General features: G+C 74.7%; 19 protein-coding genes. 10 read left to right on the forward strand and 9 right to left on the reverse strand.

Features of this window, described 5'->3' with window-relative positions:
- Nucleotides 1-107: 107 nt before the first annotated feature.
- A complete protein-coding gene (locus tag LFA75_RS02340; protein ID WP_225232159.1) occupies nt 108-1,181 on the forward strand; it encodes a type IV toxin-antitoxin system AbiEi family antitoxin domain-containing protein in 1,074 nt (357 codons plus the stop codon).
- Between the two features lie 29 nt (nt 1,182-1,210).
- Here the strand turns inward: LFA75_RS02340 and LFA75_RS02345 are convergent, their stop codons facing one another.
- Nucleotides 1,211-2,413 (reverse strand): M20 metallopeptidase family protein, encoded by a 1,203-nt coding sequence (locus tag LFA75_RS02345; RefSeq protein WP_225232160.1) that lies wholly within the window; start codon nt 2,411-2,413, stop codon nt 1,211-1,213.
- Nucleotides 2,414-2,480: 67 nt separating this feature from the next.
- On the opposite strand from LFA75_RS02345, the gene LFA75_RS02350 reads away from it, so the two are divergent.
- Both LFA75_RS02350 and LFA75_RS02355 read left to right on the forward strand, forming a co-directional pair.
- Nucleotides 2,481-2,792 carry an ArsR/SmtB family transcription factor gene (locus tag LFA75_RS02350; protein WP_225232161.1) on the forward strand — a complete coding sequence of 104 codons (312 nt, stop codon included), beginning with the start codon at nt 2,481-2,483 and terminating at the stop codon, nt 2,790-2,792.
- Nucleotides 2,789-3,268: an SRPBCC family protein gene (locus LFA75_RS02355; RefSeq protein ID WP_225232162.1), complete on the forward strand. Its 480-nt coding sequence runs from the start codon at nt 2,789-2,791 to the stop codon at nt 3,266-3,268. The genes LFA75_RS02350 and LFA75_RS02355 overlap by 4 nt, the downstream gene beginning before the upstream one ends.
- On the opposite strand, the gene LFA75_RS02360 is transcribed toward LFA75_RS02355, so the two are convergent.
- Both LFA75_RS02360 and LFA75_RS02365 read right to left on the reverse strand, forming a co-directional pair.
- Nucleotides 3,265-3,627 carry a hypothetical protein gene (locus LFA75_RS02360; protein ID WP_225232163.1) on the reverse strand — a complete coding sequence of 121 codons (363 nt, stop codon included), beginning with the start codon at nt 3,625-3,627 and terminating at the stop codon, nt 3,265-3,267. The two genes, LFA75_RS02355 and LFA75_RS02360, sit on opposite strands and share 4 nt — an antisense overlap.
- A 192-nt stretch (nt 3,628-3,819) precedes the next feature.
- Entirely contained in the window at nt 3,820-4,476 is a 657-nt protein-coding gene (locus tag LFA75_RS02365; RefSeq protein ID WP_225232164.1) for a phosphatase PAP2 family protein, read from the reverse strand.
- Between the two features lie 32 nt (nt 4,477-4,508).
- Here LFA75_RS02365 and LFA75_RS02370 point away from each other — a divergent pair, with 32 nt between their 5' ends.
- The 6 genes from LFA75_RS02370 to LFA75_RS02395 all read left to right on the forward strand — a co-directional run bounded on the left by LFA75_RS02370 (nt 4,509) and on the right by LFA75_RS02395 (nt 11,068).
- Nucleotides 4,509-5,678 (forward strand): PucR family transcriptional regulator, encoded by a 1,170-nt coding sequence (locus LFA75_RS02370; protein ID WP_225232165.1) that lies wholly within the window; start codon nt 4,509-4,511, stop codon nt 5,676-5,678.
- 116 nt (nt 5,679-5,794) lie between these two features.
- A complete protein-coding gene (locus LFA75_RS02375) occupies nt 5,795-7,000 on the forward strand; it encodes an acyltransferase domain-containing protein (protein WP_225232166.1) in 1,206 nt (401 codons plus the stop codon).
- A complete protein-coding gene (locus LFA75_RS02380; protein ID WP_225232167.1) occupies nt 6,997-7,977 on the forward strand; it encodes a beta-ketoacyl-ACP synthase III in 981 nt (326 codons plus the stop codon). The genes LFA75_RS02375 and LFA75_RS02380 overlap by 4 nt, the downstream gene beginning before the upstream one ends.
- Before the next feature lie 63 nt (nt 7,978-8,040).
- Nucleotides 8,041-8,283, forward strand: a complete 243-nt coding sequence (locus LFA75_RS02385) for an acyl carrier protein (RefSeq protein ID WP_225232168.1) — start codon at nt 8,041-8,043, stop codon at nt 8,281-8,283.
- A gap of 94 nt (nt 8,284-8,377) precedes the next feature.
- Nucleotides 8,378-9,619: a beta-ketoacyl-[acyl-carrier-protein] synthase family protein gene (locus LFA75_RS02390; protein ID WP_225232169.1), complete on the forward strand. Its 1,242-nt coding sequence runs from the start codon at nt 8,378-8,380 to the stop codon at nt 9,617-9,619.
- A gap of 36 nt (nt 9,620-9,655) precedes the next feature.
- Nucleotides 9,656-11,068 (forward strand): acyl-CoA carboxylase subunit beta, encoded by a 1,413-nt coding sequence (locus tag LFA75_RS02395; protein ID WP_225232170.1) that lies wholly within the window; start codon nt 9,656-9,658, stop codon nt 11,066-11,068.
- A 226-nt stretch (nt 11,069-11,294) separates the two neighbouring features.
- On the opposite strand, the gene LFA75_RS02400 is transcribed toward LFA75_RS02395, so the two are convergent.
- Complete coding sequence (locus tag LFA75_RS02400) at nt 11,295-11,915, reverse strand: DUF3145 domain-containing protein (protein WP_318249957.1); 621 nt, start codon at nt 11,913-11,915, stop codon at nt 11,295-11,297.
- A 286-nt stretch (nt 11,916-12,201) separates the two neighbouring features.
- Between LFA75_RS02400 and LFA75_RS02405 the strand changes: the two genes are divergently transcribed.
- A complete protein-coding gene (locus LFA75_RS02405) occupies nt 12,202-12,474 on the forward strand; it encodes a hypothetical protein (protein WP_225232172.1) in 273 nt (90 codons plus the stop codon).
- 61 nt (nt 12,475-12,535) lie between these two features.
- On the opposite strand, the gene LFA75_RS02410 is transcribed toward LFA75_RS02405, so the two are convergent.
- From LFA75_RS02410 to LFA75_RS02430, 5 genes are all read right to left on the reverse strand, one after another.
- A complete protein-coding gene (locus tag LFA75_RS02410) occupies nt 12,536-13,039 on the reverse strand; it encodes an OsmC family protein (RefSeq protein ID WP_225232173.1) in 504 nt (167 codons plus the stop codon).
- Between the two features lie 63 nt (nt 13,040-13,102).
- On the reverse strand, nt 13,103-13,915 hold the full coding sequence (locus tag LFA75_RS02415; protein WP_225232174.1) for a Cof-type HAD-IIB family hydrolase: 813 nt from the start codon (nt 13,913-13,915) through the stop codon (nt 13,103-13,105).
- An 8-nt stretch (nt 13,916-13,923) separates the two neighbouring features.
- A complete protein-coding gene (locus tag LFA75_RS02420) occupies nt 13,924-16,407 on the reverse strand; it encodes a phosphoribosyltransferase (RefSeq protein ID WP_225232175.1) in 2,484 nt (827 codons plus the stop codon).
- The gene (locus tag LFA75_RS02425; protein WP_225232176.1) at nt 16,404-17,588 is read right to left on the reverse strand and encodes an HpcH/HpaI aldolase/citrate lyase family protein; all 1,185 of its coding nucleotides are present in this window, start codon (nt 17,586-17,588) and stop codon (nt 16,404-16,406) included. Before LFA75_RS02425 ends, LFA75_RS02420 begins: the two co-directional genes overlap by 4 nt.
- The gene (locus LFA75_RS02430) at nt 17,585-18,145 is read right to left on the reverse strand and encodes a hypothetical protein (RefSeq protein WP_225232177.1); all 561 of its coding nucleotides are present in this window, start codon (nt 18,143-18,145) and stop codon (nt 17,585-17,587) included. Before LFA75_RS02430 ends, LFA75_RS02425 begins: the two co-directional genes overlap by 4 nt.
- Nucleotides 18,146-18,276 lie beyond the last annotated feature (131 nt).

Below are 18,276 nucleotides of genomic sequence, written 5' to 3' on the forward strand. Positions count from 1 at the left end.
CAGGACGGACTCTTGCGTTCCGGGCCCGATGATCCACAGGCCGCGGCCCCATCCACAGATCCGTCGCGGTCCTCCCCCCGGGGCCGGGCACAGGCCACAGTCGGCCCGTGGATCCCCTGCTCACCGCTGCCATGGCCCGGCACGGCGACGTCTTCGCGACAGCGGACGCCCGCGCCGCCGGCCACGACCGGCACGCGATCGCGGCCGAGGTGCGGACCGGCGCCTGGCACCCCGTGCGCTACGGCGTCTACACCGACCACGACACCTGGTGGGCCTACGCCGCCAAGGGCGAGACGCACCACCTCGAGGCCGCCGCGGTCGTGCTCCGCCTCGGCCGCACGGGGTCGGTGCTGAGCCACTCCTCGGCCGCCCGGTTGCACGGGCTCGTGCTCCCGGCAGACGTGTCCACCGAGGTCGAGCTCACCGATGCCGAGCAGTTCCGCCGCGGCCGCGGCTACCGCGTCCGCCGGGCCTCACTGCCGCCGGAGGACGTCACCACCATCGGCGGGCTACCGGTGACCACCCTCGCCCGCACCCTGGCCGACGTCGGTCGGGAGTGGGATGTCGTGGACACGGTCGTCGCCGTGGACGACGTCCTGGCCGACGGTCGGTTGACCCCCGCCGACCTGACGGCGACGGCGCTGCGCCACCGGCACTGGCCCCGGGCCGGGCGGATGGCGCGCGCCTTCGGCTTGGCCCGGGTGGGCGCGCACTCCCCGCACGAGACCCGCACGCGACTGGCCTTCGTCGCGGCCGGGCTGCCGGAGCCGGTGCTGCAGGTCGCGGTCTACCGGGGACGGCGACTGGTCGGCGTGCTGGACATGCTGTGGGTCGAGCCCGCCGCCTTCGCCGAGGGCGACGGCAGGGTCAAGGTCAGCGAGCCGTGGAACGGGCGTACGCCCGCCGAGGCGGTGTGGGCGGAGAAGTGCCGGCACGACGACCTCGTGGACCTCGACCTGCGCGGGGTGCGGGTCAAGCCGGCGGACCTGTTCGACCCGTTCCCGGCCAAGATCGCCCGACTGCGGCACCTCATCGCCAACCCGCCGCCGGGACCCCGTCGGTACCGGGTCGAGCAGCGCAACGGCGGGCTCCGGCTCCGGCCCCGGGTCGGCGGGACCGCCGAGGGCACCAGCGTGCGTCCTGGCTCACCGGCGCCGGTGAGCCAGGACGCACGGTCGTGAACCCAGCTGATCCAAGCCGCGGCCGACGGCTAGGGGGTGAGGGCGGCGAGGGCCATCGCGGTGTACATCGCGACACCTGCCGGCAGGGCGGCCTCGTCGAAGACGACCAGGTTCGAGTGGTTGCCCGGGGACTGGTCGGGCACCAGGTCCGGCGGGCAGGCGCCGAGGAAGGCCATCGCGCCGGGCACCCGCTCCAGCACGTAGGAGAAGTCCTCGGCGCCCATCAGCGGGTCGACCATCGGCAGGCTCATCGCCGGACCGAGCAGCCCGGCGGCGACGGACTCCACCTGGCCGGCGACGACGGCGTCGTTGACGGTCACCGGGTAGCCCTCGACCCGCTCGAACTCCGCCACCAGCTCGTGCGCGGCCGCGACGTGCTCGGCGACCCGCTGCACCCGGGCGACCACGTCGGCCCGGCGCTCTGCGGACAGGGTCCGGATGGTGCCCTCGAGGAACGCGGTCGCCGGGATGATGTTGTTCGTCGTCCCGGCGCTGATGTGCCCGACGGTGACCACGGCGGGGTCGAAGACGTCGACCCGGCGGGTGACCATCGACTGCAGCGCCAGCACGATCTCCGCGGCGACCGGGACCGGGTCGGCGGTCACGTGCGGGGTCGAGGCGTGCCCGCCGGCGCCGCGCATCGTGATCCGGAAGTGGTCGGCCGCGGCCATCATCGGGCCGGGCCGCACGTTGATCGTCCCGGTCGGGAACGACGTGCTGATGTGCAGCGCGAACGCCCCGCTCACCGGCGCCTCCGGGACGGCGTCCAGCAACCCCTCCTCGAGCATGAACCGCGCGCCGTGGTGGCCCTCCTCCCCCGGCTGCACCATGAACACGACCTGCCCGGCGAGCTCGTCGCGGCGGTCGGCCAGCAGCCGCGCGGCGCCCAGCAGCATGGCCACGTGGGTGTCGTGCCCGCAGGCGTGCATCGCGCCGGGGATCTCGGAGGCGAAGTCGAGACCGGTGTCCTCCTGCAGCGGCAGCGCGTCCATGTCCCCGCGCAGCAGGTAGGTCGGCCCCGGCCGGGCACCCCGCAGCACCCCGACCACCGAGGACGTCGACCGCCCGGTCGTCACCTCCACCGGCAGGTCGGCGAACGCCTCCAGCACCATCGCCTGGGTCTCGGGCAGCTGCAGCCCCACCTCGGGACGGCGGTGCAGCCGGCGACGCAGGTCGACGGTGCGGTCGGCATCGGCTCGGGCGGCGGCGAGCAGCGCGGTGTCGTCGGTCATCGGGTCAGTCTCCCCCACCTGCTCATCACCCTTGACGTATATGCACTGCCCCTCATATGGTCGACGGGTGGACGTGTTCACCGTGCTGGCCGACCCGACCCGCCGCGCCGTCCTCGACCTGCTGGCCGGCGGTGAGCGGAGCGCCGGCGACCTGGGGCAGGCCGCCCCGGCCCTCACCCAGCCCGCCCTGTCCCGGCACCTGCGGGTGCTCCGCGAGGCCGGGCTGGTCCGGGTGCGGGTCGAGGGCCAGCGCCGGGTCTACCGGCTCGACGCCGCACCGCTCACCGAGGTCGACGCCTGGGTCGACCGCTACCGCAGCCACTGGACGGCGGCCCTCGACCGGCTGGCCGACCACCTCACCGAGGGAGACCCGACATGACCGGCACCTTCTCCGCGATCGCCGACGGCCGGCGCACCGTCACCTTCGTCCGGGTGCTCCCGGCCAGCCCGGAACGGGTGTGGGCAGCGCTCACCGAGTCCGCCGACCTGGCCGTCTGGCTCGCCCCGGCCACGATCGAGCCCCGGGTCGGCGGCGCCGTCCGCATCGAGTTCGACGGCGAGGACTCGCTGACCACCGGCACCGTGCTGACCTGGGACCCGCCGCGCACCCTGGAGCACGGCTGGCACTACCCGGGCGAGGACCGGTCCGTCGTCCGGTACGACCTGGTCGCGGTCGAGGGCGGCACCGAGCTCACGCTGGTCCACCGCCTGCTGCGCACCGACCAGGCGCCCGGCTACGGCGCCGGCTGGCACGCCCACCTGGACGCCCTCGCCGCCCGGCTGGCCGGCGTCGGGCACGACTGGGACGCCGCGTTCGGCGAGCTGCTCCCCCGCTACCGCGCACTCGCGGGCTAGTCGACCGCCCACAGCGGGCGGGCCCGGTCCAGCTGCCAGACGCACACCGTCGCCGGCCCGGTCACCCGGCCCTCGCCCTGCGTGGGCAGCGGGCCGGCCCAGACCCGCTGCCGGGTGGCCACCACCCGCAGGCCCGGCGGCACCGCGACGGTGTCGTCGGCCTGCACCCGGGCCACCCAGAGCCGGGCGTCCGGGCGGCCGAGGTCGACCCAGCCGCGACCCAGCCCGGCTGCCCAGCGCACCGTCCGGTGTCCGGGTTCCTGGCCCGGCGACCGGGTGCGCAGGTAGGTCTGCAGCACGTGCGCGCCGTCGGCGCCGGCCACCTCGTCGTGCACCAGCCCCGTGCCCGCCCGCAACACGCCGACGTCCCCGGCCCGCAGCGTCGCCCGCNCCCCAGTTGTGCGCCAGCGACCCGGCCAGGACGACGGCCACCACGTCGACGTCGGCGTGGTGGTGCGCGCCGTAGCCGGCCCCGGGCATCAGCCGGTCCTCGGCGATCCGCAGCAGGGGTCCGCCGGAGCCGTCGGTGGGCTCGACCAGGGGGCGGGAGCTCAGGCCGTCGTCCACCGCACCCCCCGGGCCACGCCGACGACCAGCAGCGTCCAGCCGACGCCGAACGCCCAGCCGGCCACCACGTCGGACAGGTAGTGCACACCCAGCAGCATCCGGGTGGAGCCGACGACCACGACCGCTGCCACGCCCGCCAGCGTCCACCACCGGCGGCCCGCGCGGGAGAGGCCGGGCCAGGCCAGCACCAGCGCCGTGGTCACCAGGCAGGCGATGCCGGCGGAGTGGCCGCTGGGGAACGACAGCGAGTCCACCTGCGCCCCGCCCTCGGCGAAGCCCGGTCGCACCCGGCCGACGAGCTCCTTGAGCCCGGAGTTCGCCACCCCCACCCCGACCACCGACACGGTCACCCACGCGGCGGCCACCCACCGGCGCGCCCGCAGCAGCAGGACGACGACCGGCAGGAACACCAGGAAGCGGAACGCCGACAACCCCGGGGCGGTGAGCACCTCCAGCACCACGGACACCGTGCGGGACCGGTCGTCGCCGGCGTAGAGCGCCCGGCTGACCGCGTCGTCCAGCCGGAGCTGCGGGGCCCAACCGGTGGCCACCCCCACCCCCAGCAGGACGACGACCAGCGCACACGCGGCGACCGGCAGCAGGCGGACCCCGATCGGGTGCACCCGCTGCGCCGTCGTCACGTGGTCAGCCTGCCCCATGACAGGCTGACCACGTGACCACGGCGGGACCCTCCGAGGCGACGCTCCGGCGGTTGGAGCGCGCGTCCGGGTCGCTGGCCACCCAGGCGGTCGCCCGGATGGACGACACGCTGCCCTGGTTCCGGGCGATGCCGGCCGACCAGCGGTCCTGGGTCACGCTGGTCGCCCAGGCCGGGATCGCGTCGCTGGTCGAGTGGTGCCGGCACCCGGGGCGGCCGCCCCGGCTCACCGGCGAGGTGTTCGGCGCCGCGCCCCGCGAGCTGGTCCGCGCCGTCCCGCTCAAGCAGACCGTCGACCTGATCAAGGTGACCGTCGAGGTCGTCGAGGACCGGCTGAGCCAGGTGGTCGGTCCCGGCGAGGCCGACGTGCTGCGGCTCGCCGTCCTGCAGTACAGCCGGGAGGTCGCCTTCGCCACGGCGCACGTCTACGCCAGCTACGCCGAGAGCCGCGGCGCCTGGGACGCCCGGCTGGAGGCCCTGGTGGTCGACGCGCTGGTCCGCGGCGAGCGCTCCGACGAGCTCCCCGGCCGGACCGCCGCGCTGGGCTGGGCGACCACGGCGCCGGTGCTCGTGCTGGTCGGGCGCACCGCACCCGACGTCGACGACCTGCACTCCGCGGTGCGCCGGGCGGCCCGCTCGCTGCGCGCCGAGGTGCTGGTCGGGGTGCACGCCGACCAGCTGGTCGTCGTCCTCGGCGGGCTGCCGGACCTCGACCCGGTGGTGCAGCGGGTGTCCCGGGAGTTCGGTCCCGGGCCGGTCGTCGTCGGCCCGGCCGTGGACTCCCTCGCGCAGGCCGGCGACTCCGCCGCCGAGGCCCTCGCCGGGCTGCGGGCGGCCGTCGCCTGGCCCGGCGCGCCCCGCCCGGTGGCCGCCGACGACCTGCTCGCCGAGCGCGCCCTGGACGGCGACCCGCTGGCCCGCACGGCCCTGGCCGAACGGGTCGCCCAGCCGCTGGAGGCCGCCGGCGGCGGGGTCCCCGACACCGTCCGGGCGGTGCTGGCCAGCGGCGGCAACCTGGAGGCCAGCGCGCGGGCGTTGTTCGTGCACCCCAACACCGTCCGGTACCGCCTCAAGCGGGCCACCGAGCTCACCGGGCTGTCGGCCACCGACCCCCGGGGCGGCTGGACGCTGCAGGTGGCGTTGGCGCTGTCCGCCCTGGACGGTGGACGCTCCCTCTGGTCCTGAGCTGTGGCACACCGCACCACGGCTCACAGATTTGTAGGAACCCTACTGAAGATCACCGGTGTTCTTCGTGGGCCTCGACCGCCCACGAGGAGCCCGCGACTGGCACCGTGGGCCACGTGCTCGCCGTCCTCGCCCCCGGTCAAGGGGCCCAGAAGCCCGGGATGCTCACCGACTGGTTGGAGCTGCCCGGCGCCGAGTCCTTCTTCCGCTGGGCCGGTGCGGTCGCCGACGCCGACCTCCTGACGCTGGGCACCACCGGGGACGCCGAGGCGATCAAGGACACCGCGGTCACCCAGCCGCTGGTGGTCGCGATGTCGCTGTTCGTCGCCCGCGAGCTCGGTGGGCTGCCCGGACCGGTGGCGCACACGCCGCAGACCGGACGGGACGTCGTCATCGCCGGGCACAGCGTCGGCGAGCTCACCGCCGCCGTGCTGGCCGGGGTGCTGTCGATCGAGGCGGCCATCGCGCTGACCGCGGTCCGCGGCCGCGCCATGGCCCGGGCCTGCGCGCAGACGCCCACCGGGATGTCCGCCGTCCTGGGCGGCGACCCCGCCGAGGTGCTGGCCGCGATCGAGACCCACGGCCTCACCCCCGCCAACGTCAACGGCGCCGGTCAGGTGGTCGCCGCCGGGTCGCTGGAGGGACTGGCCGCGCTGAAGGCCGCCCCGCCGGCGAAGGCCCGGGTCATGCCGCTGTCGGTGGCCGGCGCCTTCCACACCGACTACATGGCCTCGGCCCGCACCGAGCTCGAGGGCCTGATCGGTGGCCTGCGGCCCGCGCAGCCCTCCCGCCTGCTGATCTCCAACAAGGACGGCTCCGCGGTCGAGACCGGCGCCGGGGTGCTGAACCGGCTGGTCAGCCAGGTCACCAGCCCGGTCCGCTTCGACGCCTGCCTGGACACCCTGCGCGGCCTGGGGGTCACCGCGGTGATCGAGCTGCCCCCGGCCGGCGCGCTGGCCGGTCTGGCCAAGCGCGACTGGAAGGGCGTCCACGACGTCGAGGTGCTGGCCATCAGCAGCCCGGCCGACCTCGACCGGGCACGCGAGCTGATCGCCGCCGAGCGCGGCCGCGCCGAGGCCGAGTACCAGCCCGACTGGCGCGTGGTGGTCTCCCCCGCCCGCGGCTCCATCTCCCCGGTGGCCATCGAGGAGGGCACCGCGCTGCCCGCCGGCGCCAAGCTCGCCACCGTCACCGGCCGTCGGGAGACCGTCGACGTGGCCGCCGGGTACGCCGGCGTCCTGGCCGAGTGGCTGGTCGCCGAGGGCGACCTGGTCGACGCCGGCGACCCGCTGGCCCGTCTCTACCCGGAGGTCTCCGCATGAGCGCCATCACCCTGCCGACCGGTCCCGCCGGCGCGCAGATCCTCGGCGTCGGGGCCTACCGCCCCCGCCGGCGGGTCACCAACGACGAGCTCGCGCAGAGCATGGACACCAACGACGAGTGGATCCAGAGCCGGGTCGGCATCGCCGAGCGCCGCTGGGCCGAGCCCGACGAGACCGTCGTGGAGATGTCGGTGGCCGCCGGCGGCAAGGCGCTGGCGGCCAGCGGGCTGTCCCCCGAGGACGTCGACCTGGTGGTCGTGGCCAGCTGCAGCCTGCCCACCCAGATCCCCGGCGCCGGCCCCGAGGTCGCCTACCGGCTGGGCATCCCCCGGCCCGGCGGCTTCGACGTCAACGCCGGCTGCGCCGGGTTCTGCTACGCCCTCGCGGCCGCCTCGGACGCCATCCGCGCCGGCTCGGCCCGCAACGTCCTGGTCGTCGGCGTCGAGAAGCTCACCGACGTGGTGGACATGACCGACCGCTCCACCGCGGTGATCTTCGCCGACGGCGCCGGCGCGATGGTGCTGGGTCCCTCCGACGAGCCCGGCATCGGCCCGGTGGTCTGGGGCAGCGACGGCGACCAGCGCGACGCCATCTCCATCCCGGCCCCCGGCGAGCCCGACGCCGGCAACCTGACGATGGCCGGCCAGGCGGTCTACCGCTGGGCCACCACCAAGCTCACCGACACCCTGCAGGAGGCGATGGACCGCGCCGGCGTGACCGCCGCGGACATCGACGTCTTCGCCCCGCACCAGGCCAACCTGCGGATCATCGAGCTGATGGCCAAGCGGCTGAAGCTGCCCGAGTCCACCGTGATCGCCCGCGACGTCGTCCAGGCCGGCAACACGTCCTCGGCCTCGGTCCCGCTGGCGATCTCCGCCCTGCTCGAGTCCGGCGAGGCCAAGAGCGGCGACCTCGCGCTGCTGCTCGGGTACGGCGCCGGGCTCACCTTCGCTGGACAGGTCGTCCGGCTCCCCTGAACCCCGGGCGGCCCCGCCGCCCGGCCGCACGACCCCCTGACCCGAAGACGAAGAGGAGCCCCCGTGGCCAGCACCGCCGAGATCCAGTCCGGCCTCGCCGAGATCCTGGAAGAGGTCGCCGGCGTCGCACCCGCCGACGCCACCCCCGAGAAGTCCTTCACCGAGGACCTGGACGTCGACTCCCTGTCCATGGTCGAGATCGCCACCGCCGTCGAGGACAAGTTCGGCGTGGCCATCCCCGACGACGAGCTCGGCGGCATCAAGACCGTCGGCGACGCCATCAGCTTCATCGAGAAGCACCAGTAGAAGGACCTCGTCGCCCCCCAGGACGTGCTCCGCACGTCCTGGGGCCCTGCGACGAGGCCGTTCCATCCGCTCACCTGTCCCAGGAGGAAAGAACGTGAACTTCAACAACGGCGACGTCGTCGTCACCGGTCTCGGTGCGACCACGCCCCTCGGGGCCGACGTCCCCTCCACCTGGGACGCCCTGCTGGCCGGCCGGTCCGGGGTCACCCGCATCACCGACGAGTGGGTCCAGCCGTTCCCGGCCCAGCTCGTCGCCCGGCTGGCGGAGGAGCCCGCCGAGAAGATCGACCGGGTCCGCTCCCGCCGGCTGGACCGCAGCCAGCAGGTCGCCGTGGTCGCCGCCGAGGAGGCCTGGGCCGACTCCGGCGCGGGCGACGCCGGCTACGACTCGCTGCGGGTCGCCGTCGTCATCGGCACCGGCATCGGCGGCGCGCTGACCCTGCTCGGCCAGGACGACATCCTGGAGGAGAAGGGCCCCAAGCGGGTCTCCCCCTTCACCATCCCCATGCTCATGCCCAACGGCCCCGCCGCGGCCGTCGGCCTGGCGATCGCCGCCCGCGGTGGCGTGCACGCCCCGGTGAGCGCCTGCGCGTCCGGTGCCGAGGCGATCCGCTGGGGCCTGGACATGCTCCGCCTGGACCGCGCCGACGTGGTGCTGGTCGGCGGCGCCGAGGCCTGCGTGCACCCGCTGCCCATGGCCGGCTTCGCCTCCATGCGCGCGATGAGCACCCGCAACGACGACCCCGAGCACGCCTCCCGCCCCTTCGACGCCGGCCGCGACGGCTTCATCCTGGCCGAGGGTGCCGCCTGCCTGGTCCTCGAGCGCGCGGACGCCGCCAAGGCGCGCGGCGCCAAGGTCTACGGCCGGGTGGCCGGCGCCGGCGGCACCTCCGACGGCTACGACCTGGTCGCCCCGCACCCCGAGGGCGAGGGCGCCCAGCGCGCCATCGGTGCTGCGCTGCGCGACGCCGGCCTGACCGCCGCCGACATCGGCCACGTCAACGCGCACGCCACCTCCACCCCGGTCGGCGACATCGCCGAGGCCGCCGCGATCCTTGAGTCCATCGGCGACCACGCCGCGGTCGCGGCGACCAAGAGCCAGACCGGGCACCTGCTCGGCGCGGCCGGTGCGCTGGAGTCGGTGTTCTGCCTGCTGGCGCTGCGCGACCAGGTCATCCCGGGCACGCAGAACATCGAGCAGCTGGACGACGCCGCCGCGGTCCAGAAGCTGGACATCGTCCGCGGCGAGCCGCGCAAGGCCACCTTCTCCGCCGCGCTCAACGACTCGTTCGGCTTCGGCGGCCACAACATGGCGCTGGTCTTCCCCACCGCCTGATCCCGTCCTCCTGCTGCACCCGACCTGGAGGTCGCCATGACCACCGTCCACCCCGCCCCGACCGCGGTCGAGCCGGACCCGCGCGACCCCGAGGACCGGCTCGCCCGGTTCTTCGACCCGGGCACGATGCAGCTGCTGATGCCCCGGGACACCTCCGGTGCGCTGGCCGCGCGCGGTCAGGTGCAGGGCTCCCCGGCGATCGCCTACTGCACCGACGCCACGATCATGGGCGGGGCGATGGGGGTGGACGGCTGCCGGCACATCGTCGACGCCATCGACACCGCACTGCGCGAGCACGTCCCGGTCGTCGGCATCTGGCACTCCGGCGGCGCCCGGCTGGCCGAGGGCGTCACCGCGCTGCACGCCGTCGGCGAGGTCTTCGCCGGGATGATCCGGGCCTCGGGCCGGATCCCGCAGATCTCGGTCGTGCTCGGCCCGGCCGCCGGTGGCGCGGCCTACGGCCCGGCGCTCACCGACCTGGTCGTCATGGGTCCGTTGGGCCGGGTGTTCGTCACCGGTCCGGACGTCGTCCGCTCGGTCACCGGCGAGCAGGTCGACATGGAGGCCCTCGGGGGGCCGGACACCCACGGCCGCCGCTCGGGCGTGGTGCACATCGTCACCGACACCGAGCAGAGCGCGCTGGACACCGCCCGCGAGGCGGTGGACCTGCTCGCCGCGCAGGGCACCTTCGCCGGCACCGAGGGCGAGGCCGACGTCGACCTGGCCGCGATGCTGCCCGAGGCCAAGCAGCGCGCCTACGACGTCAAGCCGATGATCACCGCGCTGCTCGACGGCCCGCCGCTGGAGCTGCAGAGCCGGTACGCCCCCAACGTGATCACCGCGCTGGGCCGGCTGGCCGGCCGCACCGTGGGCGTGGTGGCCAACAACCCGCTGCGCCTGGGTGGCTGCCTGGACTCCCCCTCGGCGGAGAAGGCGGCCCGCTTCGTGCGCATGTGCGACGCGTTCGGCGTCCCGCTGGTCGTGTTGGTCGACGTCCCCGGGTACCTGCCCGGCGTCGGCCAGGAGTGGGACGGCGTCGTGCGCCGCGGCGCCAAGCTGCTGCACGCCTTCGCCGAGGCGGTCGTGCCGCGGGTGACCCTGGTGACCCGGAAGTCCTACGGCGGTGCCTACATCGCGATGAACGCCCGCTCGCTGGGCGCCACCGCCGTCTACGCCTGGCCGGGCGCCGAGGTGGCCGTCATGGGCGCCAAGGCCGCGGTCGGCATCCTGCACCGCAAGAAGCTGGCCGCGGCGCAGCCGGGTGAGCGGGAGGCGCTGCACGCCCAGCTCGCGCTGGAGCACGAGCGGATCGCCGGCGGCGTGGCCCGGGCCCGCGAGATCGGTGTCGTGGACGACGTCGTCGAGCCGGCGCAGACCCGCAAGCGCCTGGTGGCCGCCCTGGCCGCCGCCCCCGCGGGCCGCGGCGCCCACGGCAACATCCCGCTCTGAGGGCGCCCTCCCTACAGTTGATCATCGTCACCTGCAGGTGGGACGCGCCGCCCGCCGGCGTGTCCCGCCTGCGGATCGCGATGATCAACAGCTGCTGACGGGAACAGCACTGCGGCCCGGCACCCTGGTAGGTGCCGGGCCGCGGTGCGTACTGGTCTGGGGTGGGGCCGCCTCCGGGGTCAGGGGGGGACGACGCGGACCCAGACGGAGGGGCTACCCGACAGGCCTAGACAACCTGGTGCAGCCAGCTGATGGGGGCGCCGTCGCCGGCGTGGCGGTAGACCTCGAGGTCGTCGTCCCAGGCCGCGCCCAGGAGCTCGTCGACGCCGTGCCGGAAGGCCTCACCGGAGCCGGCCGTGGCGGCCAGGTGGCGGAGCTGCTGCTCGGTCACCACCAGGTCGCCGTTGGCGGACATGGGTGCGCGGAAGACGCCGTGCCCGGGCACGTAGGCCATGCGCTCGCCGTCGTTGCCCTGGCTGGGCTCCTCGGTCACCTCGAAGCGCAGCATCGGCCACGCCTTGAGGGCAGCGACGAGCTTCGCACCGGTCCCGGTGGCTCCGGTCCAGGCGACCTCGGCACGGTAGGCACCGTGCTGCGCGGGCTGTTCAGCCCAGGACAAACTCACCGGCCCGCCGATGACCCGCTCGAGGGCCCAGTCGACGTGCTGGCAGAGAGCCTTCGGGCACGCGTGCACGAAGACAACACCCTGCGTAGACCGTCGTTGCACAGTGCACCTCCATCGGATCAAGACGGGTCTCGTCTTCCCCAACGGACCTGACTCGGTGATGGCGGTGCGTAGCTCGAACGGGTGGAGCGGAGTGCTCGGGACAGTCTGCCCGACTACCACGCCTCCGCGCTACTGCGGGTTCGAACCGCGGGCCCAGGTGTGCCAGAAGTGGCGGGTGGGGTTCATGTGGCGATGAGCGTGTCCTGCCACGACCACACATGTCGACAAGTGGACTGGGGTGCCGAACGGGGCAGCAGGCAGATGTCGCTGGACGAATCGGGCCCAGGTGACCAATCGGTGGGGCGATTGGGGACCAAGGGTCAGGTTGGCCGAACGTGACTGTGTCGTTACGCCGCGTGCGGTCTGTCGACCCGGTGACCCTGTGTGGAGCTGCCATGGTCGCTGCGTGACCTCGACACAGCGACGCGGCCGGCACTCGGTCCTGAGCCAGGAGACCTTCGTCTGCGGCCAGGCCGCCGTGCAGGTGCTCTGGAACGGCGTCAGCGGGACGCCGATCGTGGACTCCAGCGGCCCCTGGCACGCCTGCGAACCCGGACCCTCCGAGATCGTCTACGCCCTCTGCGGGCGGGAGGTGGCCCGCATCGAGGGGGCCGCCATCTGGCCCGACCAGCGCCGCACCCCCGGGTGCGTGGTCTGCGCGGAGCTGGCGCTCGACTAGGTCCCCGGCACGACAGGAGCCCCGCACCTCGAGCTGAGGTGCGGGGCTCCTTCCGTCGCGGTCAGGCGCGGCGGATCGTCATCGTCGGCGGCACCTTGAGGGTCTGGGCCACCACGCAGTACCGCTCGGTCAGCTTGGCCAGGGTGGCCAGCTTCTCGTCGTCGGCGTCGGTGTCGATCTCCATGACGACCTCGATGCCGGTCATGCCGACCGGGACGTCGCGGGAGACGCCGAGGGTGCCTCGGGCGTCCATGTCCCCGCGGGCGGTGAGCTTCGCGCTTCGGATGTCGATGCTCATCGCCGTAGCCACGCTGCGCAGGGTCACGCCGGAGCAGCCGAGCAGGGCCTGCAGCAGCATGTCGCCGGAGCAGGCGTCCGAGCCGTCGCCGCCGGTGGTCTCGTGGAACCCGGCGCGCTGCGGGCCCGACCAGGTGTCGATGGTCGCGGTGATGCCCTCGTCCCGGAAGTCACCCGCGGCGTGCAGGTGCGCCAGCGCGGCGGCTGGGTCGTCCTTGTACCTCTGCTTGATCGGGGCCTGCATCTCGCGCAGTGCGGCAGCATCCATGGGTTGAACCTTCCTCGAGGGGTCGAGGACCATCCTGCCCGGGGGGCAACCGCCCCCGCCCGGTCACCCAGCGCCGGTAGCCGTCACCTCCGCGGCCCGCGCGCTGAACCAGGCGAGCACTTCTTCCCCGGCCCGGATTCCCGTGGCGGTCAGCGCGGTGACGTGCGGCCGGGTCCAGCCGCGGTCGGCGAGCTCGCCGTGCCCGGGCCGGACGGCCAGGTGCGCGAACTCCAGCAGGTCGGTGTCCAGCAACGAGTCCCCCGCGGCGAGCACGGTCGTGGCCCCGGTCCGCCGCGCCACCTCGGCGACCGCCGCGGACTTGGCAAGCACCACAGGGACCAGGTAGAGCTTGCGTCCCTGCAGCGACACCCCCCACCCAGCTGACGCGCCCCAGGCGCGCAAGGCGTCGAGGCGCTCGTCGGTGAACGCCGGTCGGTCCACGACCGCATAGCAGAACAGGCCGGGCACGGTGTGCCGGCGGGCCGTGGGGTCTCCGGTACACGCACGGGCCAGCGCCTCCTGGGCCTCGGCCAGCGGGGCGACGTTGGTGAGGGCGGCCGCCACGCTCTCCGCCCATGCGGGGTCGGCCTCGCCGTCCTCCAGCAGCACGGCACCGTTGGCCGCCACCGCGTGCCGGGCCGGCGGGCCGGGCAGCCGGATGCGGGCCAGTTGGGCCGGTGTCCGGGTGGTCACCGGGATGACCGGCCAGCGGCGGGCCAGCGCCTCGTACCGCCCGGCCCCCAGGACGGACATGTGCGAGATCGCCCGACCGTCCAGGTGCTCGACGACCACCCACCCTGGCTCGCCGGGACGAGGCTCCCCAGCTGCGGCCAAGGAGTACACCAGCGTGCGGTCCAGGTCTGTGGCGATGAGCACCCCGCCCCTCACGCGACCTCGCCGCCGGGCCGGATGACGCCGATGCAGGAGAACGGCATGCCCTCCCGGGTCTCCACCTCGACCCCGCGGTCGCGCGCCAAGTGCAGCACGTGGGCCAGCTCTGCGGTGCGGTCCGGGCGCACCAGGACCTTCCAGGGCACTCGTCGCAGCAGCACCCGGGTGGTCTCCCCCACCCCAGGCTTGACCAGGTTCAGGTCGGTGATGCCGAACCCGGCCGCCACCTCCTCCACCGCGGTCCAGCCGGCCCAGGTCGGGGTGCGGTCGACCGGCACGGCGAGTGTGCGTGCCACATCGTCGACGACGGCGGCGAAGCAGTCCGACACGGTGTCCAGGAACCGGCCGGACACGTCCTGCGGCGCGAGCTCCCGGTAGAACTTCGCCCCGTGGTAGCCGCCCGGTGGGACCAGGTCCGCCCGCAGCACGGTGCGCGAGACCAGCCCGGAGACGGTGGAGTTCAGGCACGCCGAGGGGATGAGGAAGTCCTCCCGGGTGCCGAACAGACCCGTGCACGCGCCCGGGTCGGCGACGACGGCGAGCTCCGGGCGGAAGCCCCGGGGGCGCGCCTGCTCGACCTCCTGCACAGCGGCGTGCAACTCACGAGTGATCGCGCCCTTGCCGGTCCAGCCGTCGACGAAGACCACGTCGGCCGGGTCGTGGTGAGCGGCCAGGTGGTCCAGGGCTCGCGGGTCCAGCCCGCGGTCGCGGACGATGGAGACGGTCAGGTGCGGCACGTCGACGCCCTGGGTAGCCGCCCACCGGCGCATGAGCACGCCGATCGGCGTCCCAGCGCGGGCCAGCGACACCAGCACCGGCGGACGCGACCGCCCGGCCAGCACGCGCTCGGTGACCACGCCGACCGCCTCGGCCAGCCGCGCCGACGAGGTCGCCAGGGCCTGCTCGAACAGCTCGAGGTAGGCCGGCCCCGGCTGGTACTCCACCGGCAGGGACTCCGAATAGTGCGCACGCCCGGACTGGATCGCCCGCTCGCGGTCCTCCACGGGGGCCTCCAGAGGGACGTCGGAGAGGTCGGTGAGCAGCCACCCCACCTCGTCGGGCGCGTAGGAGCCGAAGTCCGGTCCGCGCAGCGGCTGCGGCGGAGGCCGGTGGCTGGGCACGGTGAGCACCACCACCGGCCCGTCGACGGCCGCGGCCAGCACGGCGGGCAGCGCAGCGGGGTCGTCGTCCGCCCAGTCGTGGGACACGTCGTCGACGACGAGGACGGCGGCGGCGAACGAGGTCGACCCGGCACCCGGCGCGACGTTGTAGGCGAACCGCGGCCCGGGCCCGTCGGCCGGCCGATCGTGGCTGGGGAAGCGCAGCGCGGTTCGGACGGCGTAACCCGGGTCGTCGATCGGTAGGACCGGCGAGCGGGTGGTGCTCGAGACACGGACGTCGAGGCCACGCCGGGCAAGCTCCCCGGCCACCCGCACCGGCAGGTGGACCAGCTCCTCGGTCCCCAGCACCAACACCCGGCCGGCCGGCGACCCCAACGCCCGGTGCGCCTGCTCGGCCACCCGCGGCAGTGCGGCGTCCAGCACTCGGCGGTGCGCCGGGGTGAAGCCGTGCCGCCCGCCGTCGCGGGGGACGTCAGCGTGCACCTCTACCACCGGGCCACCGTGGCGGCCGGTCCGGTCGGGCGCCAGTGCAGCCGTCCGCCGGGCGACCAGCGCGGTCCCCCGGGCCAGCACGTCGGCGGGCAGCCCGACCACCCCGCCGGCCAGGGCCACGACGTCGACCTGCACCCCGAGGTCGGCGGCGAAGCGGTCGAGCTCGTCGCGGGCGGCCCCGGTGCGCAGGTCGACCAGGCTCGCGACGACCCACCGCGGTCGGAAGGCGACGGCCTGGAGTCCGCGGATGGTGTCCATCACGGTGGCCCCGGTCGAAAGCTCGTCGTCGACCAGCACGATCGGCCGGTCCCCCGCGAACAGCGCCGGGTCGTCGGGCAGCAGCAGGTGACCGGTCGCGTGGGAGTGCACCTCCTCGAAGGTGCCGAACGGCGTCATGCCGACCGGTCGCCGGGTGGAGTGCAGGACGTCGGCATCCAGGGCATCGGCAACGAGGTGCCCCAGGCCCGTGGCGGTCTCGGCGAACCCGAGCACGAGCACGTCGCACCGGCCGCGGTCCGCCGTCCACCGGGTGAGCTCGACCAGCTGGGCCGCGGCGGCGCCGTCCCCGCGGAGGGCGGCGGCGAGCAGGTCACCGCCGGTCGCGGCCACACCGCTGTCCACCCCGACCAACCGGTCGGCGACCAGCCGCCCGAGCAGCATCCCGGCGCCGCGGACGACGTCGGGGTCAGCCGGCACGTGCTTGCCGAGCACCCGGCTGACCAGCAGGTGGGCCCGCCGCGGGTTGACCCGCACGGCCATCCCCACCAGGTCGGCGACGTCCAGGGACCCCGCAGCGCCGGTGGTGGTGACCGCGACGTCCAGCTCGCGCTGCACCCACTCCCCGGTCCAGACCGGGCCGCTCACCGGTGCATCCCGGCGCCCAGCAGGTCGACGAAGGATGTCGTGGGACGGGCGACGCCGAACACGTGGGCCCGCTGCACCAGCCTGTGGGCCCAAGCCCGGTGCGGCTTGGACTCGTTCATCTTGTTCCGGTAGGACGACGCGGCCACCCCGCCGCCGGCACCGGTACCGAGGACGTCGAGGGCGTCGGCGTGCTCCTCGTGCGGCACCACCGACAGGGCGTGCACGGCGGCCACGTGCGTCGGGTGGATGACGGTCTTGCCGTTGAGGCCGTTGGCCTGGTCGAGCACCACCTCGCGGATGAGGCCGTCCAGGTCGCGGGCCAGCAGGTTCGCCCGCAGCGGTCGCTCCTCGTGCTCCCGGAACGGGGTCTCGCGCAGCTGCGGCTTGAACACCCGGTCGGGGCTGTTGAAGTACTCCCACACCGGGCCGGTGACGACGTGGCCGGTGCCGTCGGCCCGTCCCAGCACGTTCACCACGTCAGCGATGGCGTCGGCGACGACGCGCACGTCGTAGACGGTCAGCTCGCGGCGCCGCCGCAGGCCGAAGGCGGCCGACAGGTCGGTCGCGCCGATCCGGACGGCGAGGACCTCGTCCCGGTGGTCGGCGAGCAGGTCCCGCACCTGCACCAGCGCGTCGACCCGGGTCTCGGCGTGGGCCATCTCGGGGGACTCAACGACGGGCATGACCCGCAGCGACCGACCGAGCTGGGCCGACGCAGCACCCACCGCGTCCAGGAACGCCGGGCCGGTGGCGCCGCTGAACTTGGGCAACACGAAACCGGTGAGGACGGCGGCGGCCTCCCCCAGCGCGTCGACGAGCTCGCCCACCTGCTCGGCGCGGCGGACCCGGACGAAGACCAGCGGCAGACCCGAGTAGGCGGCCAGGTCGCGGACGTGGTGGACGAGGTTGGCCTGCGCGGTCTCGACGTCGGCGTCGGCGATCGCGTCCTCGAGGCAGAGCACGACGCTGGTCACCCCCGCGGCGCGCTGCCGGCGGACGTCGCCGGCCAGGGTCGGCCGGTCGGCGGGCAGGTAGAGCGTGGCGCCCAGCGACAGGGCAAGGACCTCGGCGTCGCCGGCGGGGTCCACCGGCTGGGGCGGGTGCAGGAAGAGTCGCGCCTCGTCGGCAGGGTCCAGGTGCGCGAAGTGCCGCAGCGGGAGTGCCCGGGCGGGCGCGCTCACAGCACCGGGGTGCGGGCGTCGGCCCAGGTGATGGCACGGAAGCCGTAGGCCTGCGCGACGTCGCGGACCAGCCCCCGTACAGGCTCGAGCTCGGCGCGGACCACCAACTCGCCGTCCACCACGTAGACCGAGGCGACGACGACCGGGCCGTCGTGGGCGGGCAGGTCCAGCGGGATCTCCACCCTGGAACCGCCGTGGGTGGCAATCAGCAGGGTGCCGCCCCAGGCCAGCGAGGACTCCGACGCCGACTGCGCGTAGACGACGAACCGGCGCAGCAACCGGGTCTGCCGGAGGTCGACCCGGATCTGGTCGAACTCGCCGCGACCAGCCTCGAGCACCGGGCGGCGCGAGCGGGGCGGGGCCGTCGGAATGCCCGCGGTGCGGCTCACCACCCCGGAGCTGCCGTCGCCCAGCTGGTGCACCGCGCCCAGTACGAGGTCGCCGACGGCAGGTGAGCAGACCGCGGTCACGGTGAGCGCACCGACGCCGGACTGCACCCGGTCCAGGGTCACCGTGGGCTCGCGGCGGGTGAGGATGACACGGCCACCGGGGGCCACCCGCGGCACCGTGCGGATGACGCGCCCGGGTCGCGGGGGCCGGCTCTTATACCCCTCTGACGCTGCCGACGACCCCCCTTGTGTAGACGTCGGGGGGGGGCGTGACAGCTGATAACACACAATATGCAGGA

Source organism: Klenkia terrae (genome assembly GCF_900491935.1).
GTDB classification, from domain to species: domain Bacteria; phylum Actinomycetota; class Actinomycetes; order Mycobacteriales; family Geodermatophilaceae; genus Klenkia; species Klenkia terrae.

Coding starts and splice junctions, on each gene's coding strand:
- LFA75_RS02345 (WP_225232160.1), bottom strand. CDS start 2,413: ATGACCGACGACACCGCGCTGCTCGCCGCCGCCCGAGCCGATGCCGAC.
- LFA75_RS02355 (WP_225232162.1), top strand. CDS start 2,789: ATGACCGGCACCTTCTCCGCGATCGCCGACGGCCGGCGCACCGTCACC.
- LFA75_RS02380 (WP_225232167.1), top strand. CDS start 6,997: ATGAGCGCCATCACCCTGCCGACCGGTCCCGCCGGCGCGCAGATCCTC.
- LFA75_RS02395 (WP_225232170.1), top strand. CDS start 9,656: ATGACCACCGTCCACCCCGCCCCGACCGCGGTCGAGCCGGACCCGCGC.
- LFA75_RS02410 (WP_225232173.1), bottom strand. CDS start 13,039: ATGGATGCTGCCGCACTGCGCGAGATGCAGGCCCCGATCAAGCAGAGG.